12 protein-coding genes are annotated in these 12,983 nt (G+C 59.7%); 5 read left to right on the top strand and 7 right to left on the bottom strand.

The window, feature by feature from the left end:
- Positions 1–550: aldo/keto reductase (locus ACPYOP_RS29300; protein ID WP_481413761.1), on the bottom strand; the 550-nt coding region annotated here is incomplete at its 3' end.
- Positions 551–755: 205 nt separating this feature from the next.
- Between ACPYOP_RS29300 and ACPYOP_RS29295 the strand changes: the two genes are divergently transcribed.
- From ACPYOP_RS29295 to ACPYOP_RS29275, 5 genes are all read left to right on the top strand, one after another.
- Positions 756–1,565 (top strand): CE1 family esterase, encoded by an 810-nt coding sequence (locus ACPYOP_RS29295; RefSeq protein WP_481413760.1) that lies wholly within the window; start codon positions 756–758, stop codon positions 1,563–1,565.
- 133 nt (positions 1,566–1,698) lie between these two features.
- Positions 1,699–2,244, top strand: a complete 546-nt coding sequence (locus ACPYOP_RS29290) for a hypothetical protein (protein WP_481413759.1) — start codon at positions 1,699–1,701, stop codon at positions 2,242–2,244.
- A 100-nt stretch (positions 2,245–2,344) separates the two neighbouring features.
- The gene (locus tag ACPYOP_RS29285; protein WP_481413758.1) at positions 2,345–2,809 is read left to right on the top strand and encodes a YHS domain-containing (seleno)protein; all 465 of its coding nucleotides are present in this window, start codon (positions 2,345–2,347) and stop codon (positions 2,807–2,809) included.
- Between the two features lie 333 nt (positions 2,810–3,142).
- Positions 3,143–4,969 (top strand): protein-disulfide reductase DsbD, encoded by a 1,827-nt coding sequence (gene dsbD, locus ACPYOP_RS29280; protein WP_481413757.1) that lies wholly within the window; start codon positions 3,143–3,145, stop codon positions 4,967–4,969.
- A gap of 36 nt (positions 4,970–5,005) precedes the next feature.
- Positions 5,006–5,617 (top strand): DsbA family protein, encoded by a 612-nt coding sequence (locus ACPYOP_RS29275; RefSeq protein ID WP_481413756.1) that lies wholly within the window; start codon positions 5,006–5,008, stop codon positions 5,615–5,617.
- Positions 5,618–5,645: 28 nt separating this feature from the next.
- On the opposite strand, the gene ACPYOP_RS29270 is transcribed toward ACPYOP_RS29275, so the two are convergent.
- The 6 genes from ACPYOP_RS29270 to ACPYOP_RS29245 all read right to left on the bottom strand — a co-directional run bounded on the left by ACPYOP_RS29270 (position 5,646) and on the right by ACPYOP_RS29245 (position 12,785).
- Entirely contained in the window at positions 5,646–6,821 is a 1,176-nt protein-coding gene (locus ACPYOP_RS29270) for an epoxide hydrolase family protein (protein WP_481413763.1), read from the bottom strand.
- Between the two features lie 50 nt (positions 6,822–6,871).
- Positions 6,872–8,092, bottom strand: coding sequence for a CaiB/BaiF CoA transferase family protein (locus ACPYOP_RS29265; protein WP_481413755.1), 1,221 nt, complete (start codon positions 8,090–8,092; stop codon positions 6,872–6,874).
- Between the two features lie 7 nt (positions 8,093–8,099).
- Complete coding sequence (locus ACPYOP_RS29260) at positions 8,100–9,257, bottom strand: OpgC family protein (protein WP_481413754.1); 1,158 nt, start codon at positions 9,255–9,257, stop codon at positions 8,100–8,102.
- The gene (locus tag ACPYOP_RS29255; RefSeq protein ID WP_481413753.1) at positions 9,229–10,857 is read right to left on the bottom strand and encodes a thiamine pyrophosphate-binding protein; all 1,629 of its coding nucleotides are present in this window, start codon (positions 10,855–10,857) and stop codon (positions 9,229–9,231) included. The genes ACPYOP_RS29260 and ACPYOP_RS29255 overlap by 29 nt, the downstream gene beginning before the upstream one ends.
- An 88-nt stretch (positions 10,858–10,945) precedes the next feature.
- Positions 10,946–11,428, bottom strand: coding sequence for a hypothetical protein (locus ACPYOP_RS29250; protein WP_481413752.1), 483 nt, complete (start codon positions 11,426–11,428; stop codon positions 10,946–10,948).
- Positions 11,429–11,456: 28 nt separating this feature from the next.
- Positions 11,457–12,785, bottom strand: coding sequence for a tetratricopeptide repeat protein (locus ACPYOP_RS29245; protein WP_481413751.1), 1,329 nt, complete (start codon positions 12,783–12,785; stop codon positions 11,457–11,459).
- Positions 12,786–12,983 lie beyond the last annotated feature (198 nt).

The following is a 12,983-nucleotide window of genomic DNA, read 5'->3' as shown; positions in this document are numbered from 1 at the left end:
CACCAAGATAGCGGATGCGGCCTTGTGCTTTCCATTCCTGTAGGGTCGGGAGATGCGTCTCGAGGTCAAGGAGGTTATGAACCTGCATCAGGTCGATAACCCTGGTCTGGAGCAGCCTGAACGAACGCTCCATCTGATCGACGCCCTGCTGTCTACCGCGCGTCCATACCTTTGTCGCCAGGAAAACCTGGTCGCGCAGCATTCCCCGCGACAGGATTTCTCCGGTGACCTGTTCAGCCGTTCCGTACATCGGGGAGCTGTCGATGAGGCGGCCCCCACCTCGGATCATCGAGGAGACTACCGCGGTCGGCCCGTCGATCTCCTCTCCCGAAGGGTCGACGTCAAACGTTTGCCACGTTCCGCAGCCGACCACCGGAATCATTTCTCCGGAGGACGGAATGGCGCGTTCAAGCGTAGCGGACGTCTCTCTCCTTAACTGATTTATCTGGCGTCTCTCGGCCAGAGTGGCGACTCTAAAGATGATCATTGCAACTGTGGTGAATGAAGCGTCGACAATGCAAAACCCCGTCCAGCCGGCGAGGGTCAACACAAACAGCCGCCGACGAGGTCGCCGACTGCCCGGACATGGAATATGGAGACCATACACAATGGCCAAAGCGGTGATCCGGATAAAAAGCGATGCTTTCGCCCTTTCGTAAACGAGGCGTTCTCTCGCTAATTTGATCTTCGGGTAAATTGCCTACGGCCGCCCAAGGCCCTACGCATTCACCAATACCATGCGGAGGGAGGAGCCTGTGATTAGATCCACTTTATTCTGGTGTCTGGCCCTCGCGGCGATGTCGAGCGCCTCGCACGCTGCGGTTCCTTGCGGCGGCTCCGTGGCTTGTCGCGTGAAGGACGGCAACTATCGGATCGAGATTCCGAAAGATGGCGATATTCGGGGCGCCTACGTTTTCTTTCATGGCTATAAAAGTTCCGCCGAACTGCAAATGCAGCAACGTCCTCTTGTTGATACAACCGAGTCACATCATCTCGCTTTCGTGGCGGTCGATGGTACCAATGGAAGCTGGTCTTTTCCGAACAGCGCCCGTCCGGGGAGAGACGAAAAGCGATTTATAACCGATATCCTGGACGACCTGAGACAGCGCTACGGTTTCACCCCGGATAAAACGATTATCGGAGGATTTTCCATTGGCGCCTCCATGGCCTGGTACACCGCCTGTCAGCAGGGGGAGAAGGCGGCTGCGATGCTCACTTTCTCCGGGGTATTTTGGGATCCGCTTCCAAAAGCCGAGGATTGCGTTGCAGAAATCCCCCCTATGATTCACTTTCATGGAACCGCCGATCAGACTTTTCCCTTGGCGGGACGCTCTCTCGGGGGCCAGTTTCATCAAGGGAATGCTTATGACAGCGTGGCGATCCTACGCTCACGAGCGAAATGCGATGCCGAGGATCCGAAGACGATCACGCTCGACGACATCAAATGTAACGATGTTCCCGGCTGCATGCGGGGCGACAGCATCATGTGCATCCACAATGGCGGCCACGAAGCTCGTGCCGACATGCTTGACGCGGGCCTGACGGCTATCGGCTTTCCTCGATGATCTTTGTCCCGAAATTTAGCTGAAGCTCCCTGTAACAACCGGCCGGCATCCTGCGAATTAGTCAACAGCGAGGCGTTCAGCCTTCGCGAGGTTGGCCGAGACGTTCGGTCCTCGGGGTACAAAGGAACTCATCATGCTGCATTCAGTCGTATGTCCCAGCATGGGCCACGCTATCGTCCACCACTTTGGAGAAGGCGCGGCCGTTTGGGAGCAGGTGATCACACCGAGCATTGCGCACCTTTTACAGTCCGAGCGGGAGCTCCCGATCGATTTCTCCCGGGTTCGTCCAGGCATTGTCTTCGAAGTTGAAACCGCTGGCGCGTTGCTGCCACACGTGATCGATGCTTCCACGCTGCGGGTTCATGTCGGAACGACTGCATATCGCCATGCCGCAGGCCGGGCGGACGCTAGTGTTGAAGCTGTCGTTCGCATCGATGTCGGCGGCGACTGCACGCTCAAGGTTTGGGGGAGGGCAACGGCGGAAAACCCGTCGCCGCAGGAGCCTGCCAGCTTCCCCGAACCGGCCTCCACTACCCCTATAATCTTCAAGGTAACATTCTGGGAAATCTCTCGGGCAAACGATGCTCGTTTCGATCAGTTGCTGCGTGAATCGGCCGAAAAGGATCGGGAGATCCAGCAGCTTCGGGCTCAGGTCGCTCTTGCGATGTGCTCACAATAGGCCCAGCCGGCAAGCACGACTTCGTGAACGCTGCAAGCTGTAACACTTCGCCTATCGCTTTCGAACAGGGTGCGTTCGTCTCAACTCCAAAGGAAAGATCATGACCCTGTTCATCCCGCGTATCATGCCGTTTGCGGCTGCAGCTCTTGTTGCGTTTTCTTCGGCCTCGATTGCGTTCGCCGATGAGATCTACGCAGCGAACGGTGTTGCCATCAACGGCTACGATGCTGTTGCCTATTTCACCGACCATAAGCCGGTAAAAGGAAGTCAGGAATTTTCGACCTCCTACAAGGGCGCCACCTTCTACTTCGCATCCGCGGCACACCGCGATACCTTCGCGAAGGACCCGGGACACTATGCCCCGCAATATGGCGGGTATTGCGCCTTCGGAACCGCCGAGGGGCACAAGGCGCCTACCCAGCCGCAGGCCTTCACCGTCGTCAATGACAAGCTTTACCTCAACTATAACGACGACGTCGCGAAAACCTGGCGGTCGGATATCGGCGGCTACATCAAAAAAGCAAATGCCAATTGGGACACTGTGAGGGCACAGCCTGCTCCCTGACTGGCGCCCTCATCAAGACCGCCCGTCCGTCTGGCGGGCGGGCGAAACCTCGACGCCCTTCTTAAGGTCCCAAGCCATGATTTCTGCACCTCGTATCTCCCACAGCCACTCAAATCGACTTCGTGATTGTCAAAGAGCGGTTGTCACCGATCTCAACTGCCTGATTGATCGAGCGGCAGCGATGGGTTGGAACAGGAGGGAGGTGATTGCGGCTCTGGCCGATCTGCTGGACGCCGAACCTGAAGACGCAGATGGCTTGCTTCGCGCGATGGCCGACTATGTAGGCCAGCCGGCACGGCAAGTCGCCTAGAGGCTGGGTGGGTTAACAAAGCAATGCGCCTCCTGGCCTTTGTCTTCCTGTGTATTTTTGGCGTCAGCCCTGGGCTCGCAGCTGAGACACCGCTGGCGATGAATGACGCTTTCAAGTTTTCCGTGGATCGCACGCCATCGGGATCTATCCACCTGCGCTGGCAGATGCCGCCAGGATATTATCTCTACCGCCAATATCTGTCAGCCAAAACCGTAGACGGCTCTTCAGTCCCGCTGGTTACATTTCCCGGGACGGAAAAGATTGACCCGAATTTCGGAAAATCGGAGGTCTATTTTGATCGCGCGGAAGCCGAGCTTGGTCCTGTGGGTTCTTCGGTGACCGTCACATACCAGGGGTGCCAGGAGCATGGTCTCTGTTATCCGCCCGCCAGGCGGATCATCGATCCGACAACGCTTGCAGTGTCCGAACAGCCGGTGTTTTCACCTCCAACGGGCGGACAATCGGCATGGTCCAATGCGGCAACGACCGATAGTGCGACGGGAACGCAAGGATCCACGCAGCCTACGACGATCGTGGCTTCGGCGAATGAGGAAGAGATCGTTGGCGGCTTTCTGTCGCGTGGCGGGGTTCCGCTCCTTCTGAGCGCCTTCGTTGGCTTTGGCATTCTCTTAGCCTTCACCCCGTGCGTTTTTCCGCTTTACCCGATTCTGGCTGCCACGCTTGCGCGCGAAGGGGAAAAGCTGAATGCGCGGCGCGGTTTCGTCCTGTCGGGTAGTTATGCAATAGGGCTCGCCTCAGCGTTCGCGATCTTCGGGGCGGCCGCTGCCTGGACAGGAGAGAACTTGCAGATCGCCCTGCAATCGCCGGTCACGGTCGGTGCAATTGCACTCATATTTGCCCTCCTTGCGTTGTCGATGTTCGGTCTGTTCGAACTGCAGCTACCTTCGGCGTGGGTGGCGCGTCTCAGCCGGTCGGACAGGCGGCGGGGCGGGTCGGTTGGCTCGGCTGCTGTACTTGGATTTTCCTCGGCCTTCATCATCGGTCCCTGTGTGACAGCGCCTCTTGCCGCAGCTTTGCTTTATGTCGCTCGTACGGGGGATATTGCTCTTGGGGCAGCGCTGCTGTTTGCGCTCGGCCTCGGCAAGGGCGTTCCGCTGGTGATTTTCGGGACGGTCGGCTCTCAGGCCTTACCGCGCACCGGGGCGTGGATGACCTCGGTCAAGCATGTATTCGGCTTCGTGTTCTTCGCCTTCGCGATCTGGATGGCGGAGCCGGTGATCCCACAAAGGCTGCCTCTTGGCCTGTGGGCTGTCTGGGCAATGGCGATCGCCGTCTTCCTGGATGCCTTTAACGTCACGAAGGGCCGCACAACGCCCGTGCGCATGGGTGTACAGTCGCTTGGGCTTCTCGCGGCCCTCTATTCAGTGCTACTCGTTGTCGGCCTTGCCAGCGGTTCCATCGATCCCGTGCGCCCGCTTAACAGGTTTGGCAGCGTGCGAACGGCCGCCCGGGTAGATCCGGAGGATCAGATGGCCTTGCTGTCCTCAATGTCGCAACTGACTGCTCAACTCGATGCGGCGCGTTCATCTGGTAAGGCGAGCCTTGTCTATTTCACTGCCGATTGGTGCGTGAGTTGCCGCTCGATCGATCGAAACGTTTTCTCCAGTCCTGATGTCGCCAATGCGTTGCCGCCTCTGAAGACGTTCAAGGTCGATCTCACCAATATCAGCCATGAACAACGTGAGCTCATGCGCGAGCTCGATGTGGTGGGACCGCCGACGATGATTTTCTTGCCGTCCGATCGCCAGCAGACCGGGAAACGGCTGGTGGGAGAGTTCGGCACCGATGAAGTCCTGAAAGCGGCTGCAGCCATGAGCGACGGCGCTTAAGCCCCTACCGAGAATGTTCTCTAACAGGAAACCGAGATGTTTATTCGCAGACAATTCCTTTCGATCGCCGTCGGCGGCGTCGTTGCTGCCGTATCGGCTCCCCGGCTTGGTTTTGCCCAGAAGTTGACGGAGGACGAAGTCTTCCGCGATCCGGATGCTCCGGTTCTCGGCAACCCCAAGGGTGACGTGACCATCGTCGAGTTTTTCGACTATCAATGCCCCTATTGCAAGAAAAGCCACCCGGACGTGGAATCGGTCATCGCCGAAGATGGCAATGTCCGGCTGATCATGAAGGACTGGCCTGTGTTCGGCGACGTTTCAGTTTTCGCGTCGCAAGCGGTGCTCGGTGCAAACGAACTTGGCGCCTACAAACAGGCAATGGAAGCGTTGATGGCAACGCCCGCCTCGCTCAGCCAAGACGATGTCAAAAGACTTCTGACATCGGCCGGGCTCGATCTCTCGAAGATCGCCGAAGCAGTGCGGCGCAATGATAAGAAGATTTCCGATCTTCTAACACGGAATTACAATCAGGCGCTGGCCTTCAATTTCGGCGGCACCCCGTCCTTCGTCATCGGAAGAGCGACCTCTTCCGGCGTGCTGACCAAAGACGAGCTTCGCGACTTGATCAAACAGGCGCGGGCTGCTTGACCCGTGTCGCCGCGTTCCGATTTCTCGTCTAGTTGCGAAGGGATCTAAACATCGTACGAATATCGGTGATCACTGCCTCGGGGTTTTCGTAGTAGCCGAAGTGGCCGCCGGTTTCGTGAGCGTTTAGATAGACCGTGTTGAAGAAGCCAGCGCGCGGACCCGATCGAAACACTTCGATGCGCCTGTCGGTTGCCACTCCCGGCGGATTTTCTCCCCCGAGAAAGGTGATGCCCGTTGGCGCTTGCACGACGGGAACCAGGTCGTGCGACGGCTGCCAGGGGAAACGCGCGGCGTCGGCGTAGGCGCGCATCGAGGATGCAGCAGTTCCGGTCGCCCAGTAGAGCATCGCCGTCGTAATCATGTGCTCGCGGGAATAGACCTTTTCCGGATCTCCATCGCCATCTCCCCAGGCGCGCCACCGCTCCAATAGCCATGCCAGAAGCCCGACCGGCGAATCCGTCAATCCATAGGCCAATGTCTGCGGATCGAGGACCTGCACGGCGAAGTGCGACACAAACTTCATCACATTTGCCGGCGGCCGGATCTTGCCGGTGTCCCAGGCACGAGCGGTCACGTCCCACGGCCGCTCGCTATTGAATTGGTCTAGCAGCATGGGATGCATGAGGTGAACGCCATGGAGATGGGCAGCATGTTTGTGACCAAGCTGCGAAGAGATGAGTGCGCCCCAGTCGCCGCCGCTCGCGGCATATCTGTCATACCCCAGTTGCTCGGTCATCAGGCGGTGCCAAAGATCGGCCGTGCCCGAGAAGCTGATGCCCGCACGTGGAGGTGGTCCGGAAAAGCCGTAGCCGGGCAAAGATGGCACGATGACGTCGAAGGCATCCGCCGGATCGCCGCCGAACGCCGCCGGATCGGCGAGCGGCCGAATGATCTTCTTCATGTCCCAGAATGACCACGGCCAGCCATGTGTGATGATGAGCGGCACCGGCTTCGGGCCGCTGCCCTTTTCGTGGATGAAATGGATATCGACACCGTCAAGGACCGTCTTGAAGTTCGCAAAACCATTCATACGACGCTCGACAGCCCGCCAGTCGTATTCATTGCGCCAATAGTCCACCAGCGACTTCAGATAACCAAGATTGACGCCATATCCCCAATCTTCGTTACCGGGATCGTCGGGCCAGCGGGTCATGTCCAGCCTTCGTTTGACATCTTGAAGGACGGCGTCGGAAATATCAATCACATGTGGCACGAGCTCTTGAGACACATTGAGCTCCTGAACTGATCGCTTTATCACCGCTCCAGCGCTGCGCGTTCGTCTTCACGGATGCGCAGCATCTGCATTATATCGTCGCGATCCTGATCGACATGCGGCGGAGCGCGATCGAAACGCACCGGCGTCGCCGACATCTTGAGAGGGTTACCCAGAAGCCTTAGCGGCTGCGCTTCTTCCTTTTCCATTTCCACGACCATCTCGCGCGCCACCGTGTGCGGATCTGAAAGCACCTGATCGATTGTCGCCACTCGACCTGCGGGAATTTCGGCTGCGATGAGTCGCCGCTCCCAGCTTTCTGCCGTGTCGGCTCGCAGTGCATCGGTTACACGTTCGTCAAGCGCATCAATGTTGATCACCCTGTCGCGGTTGCGCGCGAAGCGCCCGTCGTTGATAAGTTCGGGTGTGCCGATGGCCTGGCAGAAACGGGCGAATTGCTGATCGTTCCCGACTGCAATTGCGATATCTCCGTTCGCCGTTTTGAAGGTCTGATAGGGCGCGATGTTCGGATGCCTGTTGCCGATCCGCCCGGGTACCTTGCCGGAGACTAGATGGTTCGTCGCGGCATTGATCAACCACGCAACCTGCGCATCGTAGAGCGCGAGATCGATGTACTGGCCTTCGCCGGTCCGGTCACGGTGGCGGAGGGCAGCCAAGATGCCGACGGTCGCATACATGCCGCACATGACATCGGCGATCCCGAGACCGACCTTCACGGGGCGACCGCCGTTCGCGTCGCTGTCACCGGTAATGCTCATGATCCCGCCCATCGCCTGGATCAGGAAATCGTAGCCAGTGCGGTCGGCGTAGGGGCCCGTCTGGCCGAAGCCGGAGATCGCGCACCAGACAATATCCGGCTTGATCTTCCTGATGTCGTCATAACCAAGGCTGCGGCGGGCGAGATCGCCCGGCTTGTAGTTTTCGACGACGACATCGGAAATTGCCGCGAGGCGTTTGACAACGCTCGCGCCCTCGTCGCTCGCAAGATCGATGGCGATCGATCGCTTATTGCGGTTGGCAGAAAGAAAATAGGCGCTGAGATCGCTGTCGCTGCCATCGGCGCTCGGGACGAAGGGTGGACCCCAGCTGCGGGTATCGTCGCCGGAGCCAGGTCGTTCAACCTTGATGACGTCGGCGCCGAGATCGGCGAGGAGTTGCGTGGCCGTCGGTCCAGCCAGGATACGCGAGAGATCGAGGACGCGCAGACCCTCAAGGCTGGCGGCTTTCTGATGAGCGGACATCGATGCCTCACGATTTCCAAGGGGATGTTTTGAACCAGCGAACGAGATAGGCGGTACCAATCAGGGTCGCGAACCCGAAGAGGTTGCCGACCACCTCCGCGCCTGTCGTGCGGCCGGCATGATCGAGCGCGATGCCGATCGGCTGGGCGATGACCATGCCGGTAATGAAGACCGCGAGCGATTGCTGGCCCACGACCGTCAGGACCCGGACGAGCGGACCGCGCAGCCGTGCGCCATTTTCGCCGACAACATGGACGGCGACGTAGCAAAGCGCCATGAAATGAACGAAGCGCAAGATGCCGAAATCGCTTTTGTCCGTCAGCGGCGCGATTGTCGTTGCGGCCATCTGGAAGAACGGATGAACCTCCTGGAAACGAACCCAGGCAAACGGCACTGTCGCGACAACGGCAACGACGGCAAGCATCATCAGGCGGCGGTCATAGGCCGGCGCCGGCAGGTGGCCGCGCATCAGGAAGAAACCGGCGAAGAACAGAAACTGCCATCCAAACGGATCGAAGAACCAGGGGCGGTCGGACCATGGCTCGGCCGGCAGATGCGTCAGGTCGAACTGCGTGGCTAACCACAGGGCAGTCATCAGAACAATCGGCAGGGCTTGGTGAACTTTGGACGCGAAGATCATCACCGGCAGCAGGGCGAGGATAACGATGTACATCGGCAGGATGTCGAAGTAGTTCGGCACGTAGGTCAACGTCAGCAAGCCGACCAGCTGGTGGCCCGGATCCTTCATGAACGGTACGAGGTTCAGGCTGTCGACATAGGTGACACCATCATAGCGCGTTCCGGCGACCACCATGATGGCGGCGACCACGATGAAGACGGCGATGTGCGCCCAGAAGATCTGCCAGATGCGCTGCGCCACGCGGGCAACCAGCGCGATGGCACCGTTCCGATCATAGGTCGAGCCGAACGCAATAGCGGAGGCCATGCCAGACTGAAAGACGAACATCTCTGTAGCGTCCGAAAACCCGAAGCGGGCGGGAATCCAGAGCGCCCAACCGTCGCTTGGTATGTGCGCGAGCAGGATGATCAGCATGCCGATGCCACGGAAAAAGTCGAGGCGCGGATCGCGGGCACGCTTGACTTTCGTGCCGGCCGACTTTGCCGCCAGGTGGGGATCAGAAAGCGCCGTCGTAGGCGCTGGCATCGAACCTGCAGGCAATGAGGCTGAAGCCCGGCCGGTGGTCGGCACCCTCAAGCTCGGTACGGAAGTCATCGATTGTCTCCACATTCACACCATAGCCGCCGAACCCTTTGGCAACGGCAGCAAAATCTGTTTCCCCCAGCGCGACGCCCGCTGGAGCGAGGCCGGCGGACGCCTGCTTCATCGCGATCAGCGCGAGGCTGCGATCCTGAAACACGACGACCGTCAGCGGTAGGTCAAGATCGCGAAGGGTTGCCAGCTCGCCGATGCCCATCTCCAGGCCACCATCACCCATGACAGCAAACACCCGGCGGGAGGGATCGGCGACCTTGGCGCCGATTGCCAGCGGCAATGCTGCATTCATCGTGCAGAATCCAGCGGACTGGAGGAGAGACAGCGGTGTAGCGGCGCGCCATTTCTGCGAGAGAAGAATTCGGTGGGCGCCGCTGTCGACCGTGACCAGACCATCTGTCCCGGCTGCCTCGTTCAGGTGATCGACGAGGGCGTGCGGCCCCCATGTGTCCCTGGTCGAAAAGAGGCGATCGAGCTCTGCTTTTGCGCCCGCCGGCTCCCCTGTCGCCCAGCTCTTGCGCTCGACGAGTGAGCCGTTGAGCGCCTGTAATATGCTTTTCGTGTCCGCTGAGATCCACGTGCCGGCGTGATGCATGGCATGATCGGCAAGAACTCCGGAAATATCGACGAGCTTCGTCTGATCGGTCACGAAATCGAGCCAGCCGAGCCGCATTTCGATCGGGTCGTAGCCGAAGGCAAGCACCAGGTCCGCCTTGTCGAATAATGGAAGCAGGACCCGGTCGGCAAGCGGCGACAGGCCTGCGGCGCCGAGAGACAGGGGGTGATCCTCCGGAATGATGCCCTTCGCCTTGTAGGTCGTGATAACAGGCGCTCCGATGGTCTCCGCCAGATGTTGCAGGGCGCGGCCGGCCTGGTTGCGCGCAGTTTCGAGGCCGACCAGGAGTAGGGGCCGTTCGGCCGCGCGAATTCGTTCCGCAAGAAAGCGCACGCTCGGGTCCGTAACGGAAGCAGGGGTCGTAAAGCGCTTTGTCGTCTTGGGAACGAACGAGCTTGGGCTCAAGCTTGCGGCGACGGCGGGCGCAAGGTCCAGATGCACCGGTCCCATGGGTTCCGTCGTTGCGATTGCCACGGCGCGCGCCACAGTGGAGGCGGCGCTTTCCGGCTCGACTTCGAAGGATGCCTTGACGAGCGGGCGCAGCAGCTGAGCGTGGTCGATCACCTGATGCGTATAGCGAGCCCGTGTCGCCCGATCGACGACCCCGGAAATCACGATCAGCGGAACCCGCTCCTGCACGGCGTCAGCGATTCCGTTGACGGCATTGGCAAGACCTGGGCCGACCGTCGTCACCAGAAGTTCGGGATTGCCGCTGATCGTGCTGGCACCTGCTGCCATAATGGCGGCAGAGGTCTCGTGACGCGTCAGGTTGAACGCAATGCCCGCCGCCTGCAGAGCGTCGATCAGTGTGACAATCTCACCACCAGGCACACCAAAGGCATGACGCACCTGATGTGCACGAAGGGTTTTGGCAACGATGTCAGCGACACGATCCGGGGGTCTGGATTGAGACATTCAAACGAGCCACCTTGTAGAGGTTATTCTAAGACGAGAAACCTGCCCAGCGGATGGTAGGACCGGGCAGGCCTCCTCCACGGCGCCTTCAGCGTTCCGTCAGGCGGACGATGAACGCAACGACGGTACCGAACAGGATATGGCCGATGAGCGAGGCCCAGGTCAGGGTGATGAAGCCGAGAAATGGCGGCAATCCCGCAAAGAGATGGGCCATCACGTATAGTGCGAACACCCACAAGCCTGTTCCAAAACCGATGCCGGTGAGGATTAGCGGCAGGCTCGGGAAGATCAGTCGCTGCAGCGGCCGGGCGATGAACAGATAGCCGATCGGATAGAAGATAATGCCGACGATGGCGTGAATGGCCTCGGCAGCCAGGAGATTGTCGAAGCCGAAGACGGACTGGACGAGAGCTGCAGGCTCCAGCGGTCCCCCGACCCAAAGCGGAGTGATGACGCGCGCCCAGATCTCCCAGGTGATGTCCGCTGCGAGGCCCGCCAGCACGATCGTGCGCGCCAGGCTCGGTTGGATCTCCGGAAAGATTGCCGGCTTCTGCATTTCCATCATAGTCATGACATTTCTCCTTGTTTTCGGGAAGTTCTCAGGCCAAAAAGCTGACCCCGACGGACTGCTCGATGGACTGGAAGAGGCGATCGTCTGCCTTCAGGCGCTGACGGATCTGCCCGATCCGAGATACCGCAGCATTGTCGCCGCTGCGGCCGACGGCCTTGGCCAAGGCAAGCACGAAGAAGTCGCGCTGAGCATTGCTGCCGCCGATCTTCGGCAGGTTTGCCACCATACGGTCGATCATTCGCTGGTCGGCGGGCGCGTCGAGCCCGGCCAATACGCGGGCCATCGGCACCCCGATTTCGGCTGCAACGCGGGCCTGATCATCCATGCCGAGTGCTTTGGCATCGATTTGAGCGACGAGCTCTGCGACACCGTTGCGATCATCAATCGCAACCATGGCCGCAAGGTTGTGCAGAGCCGCGAAGATCAGCGTTGTATCCGCTTTGCGCCGATTGGCGATTTCAGCGGCATCCATCCAGCGGCCACCAACATGGATCCCGGATTGCTGCATGCGCCAGAGAAGCGAAACGGCGTTGGCCATGTCGCGGAAATCGTCGGTCTGCTGAGGCCGTACCTCGTCATCATAGATTTGCAGAACACGGTCATGATCACCGCGCTCCAGATGCAGGAGAGCCAGATGCCAGGCCATGTGGAACGAGAAGTTGTTGCAGCGCGACCAGGCCTTCCGGCTTCCTTCGAGCCAATCGATGCCCTCTTTCGTGTCGCCACGCATCTCGAAGACATGGGAGACCGCATGAAGCCCCCAGGAGTCGTCCGGCTGCAGCGCCACGGCGCGTTGCCCGACGTCGAGCGCCTCCTGATAACGGCCATGTTCTTCCAGTGAGAAGGCATGGCAGCCGAGAATAAAGCCGGCGCCACTGCTTTTGAGGTCGAGGCTCCCGACTGCTCTCGTGCTCGCGCTTAACATGCCGCCCGCATCGCCCAGCATGAAGCGCAGGGCTTGCGAGATCTTGAACGGCAGGAAAACAGTTGGGCGATCTTCGAAACCGTAGTCGAGGAGGTCCGCGGCCCGGGAGAAGGAGCCGTCGACGGCGGCCTCAAGCGCCTTGACGAGAAGACGCTCATCACCCGTTCCGCCGCTTTTCGCGGCCAGTGCCACCCGGGCGTCTTTCAATGCGTCGGCGGCAGGCGTCACCGTTTCCGAGCGCGCCAGGATCAGGTTCGCAAAGCCCTTCAATGCGTGACCGGCAACGTGATGGGGATCGGCCGCAATCGTCATCTGCAGCGCTGGACCTGTGTTCGGGCGATGGGTCGCCACACCGAAGACAGCGCCCTCGAATGCCCGCTGCGCCTCATTGCTGTCCGTGCTGGTTGTGAGACCGTATGCATCGCGTTTCATCTGGTTTGCTCCTTGACGGAAGACCTTCATCTCGATGGCTTCGATCTACATTCAGGTCCGACAAAGGCCTGTACGGTCGCGCGACCGGGTTCGTTACAGCGGCTCCACTAGTTTTTTTGCTGGCGCAGCAATTTTCGTCGGCTGCGCGATGAGACTGAAAAAATTTAAAACATCTGTAACAAAACCGTAACGCGATCC

Source organism: Rhizobium sp. KNZ2-6A (assembly GCF_056755475.1).
This window is presented reverse-complemented; position numbering and strand designations above follow the sequence as displayed.

Coding starts and splice junctions, on each gene's coding strand:
- ACPYOP_RS29250 (WP_481413752.1), bottom strand. CDS start 11,428: ATGACTATGATGGAAATGCAGAAGCCGGCAATCTTTCCGGAGATCCAA.
- ACPYOP_RS29255 (WP_481413753.1), bottom strand. CDS start 10,857: ATGTCTCAATCCAGACCCCCGGATCGTGTCGCTGACATCGTTGCCAAA.
- ACPYOP_RS29245 (WP_481413751.1), bottom strand. CDS start 12,785: ATGAAACGCGATGCATACGGTCTCACAACCAGCACGGACAGCAATGAG.
- ACPYOP_RS29290 (WP_481413759.1), top strand. CDS start 1,699: ATGCTGCATTCAGTCGTATGTCCCAGCATGGGCCACGCTATCGTCCAC.
- dsbD (WP_481413757.1), top strand. CDS start 3,143: ATGCGCCTCCTGGCCTTTGTCTTCCTGTGTATTTTTGGCGTCAGCCCT.
- ACPYOP_RS29275 (WP_481413756.1), top strand. CDS start 5,006: ATGTTTATTCGCAGACAATTCCTTTCGATCGCCGTCGGCGGCGTCGTT.
- ACPYOP_RS29260 (WP_481413754.1), bottom strand. CDS start 9,257: ATGCCAGCGCCTACGACGGCGCTTTCTGATCCCCACCTGGCGGCAAAG.
- ACPYOP_RS29285 (WP_481413758.1), top strand. CDS start 2,345: ATGACCCTGTTCATCCCGCGTATCATGCCGTTTGCGGCTGCAGCTCTT.
- ACPYOP_RS29265 (WP_481413755.1), bottom strand. CDS start 8,092: ATGTCCGCTCATCAGAAAGCCGCCAGCCTTGAGGGTCTGCGCGTCCTC.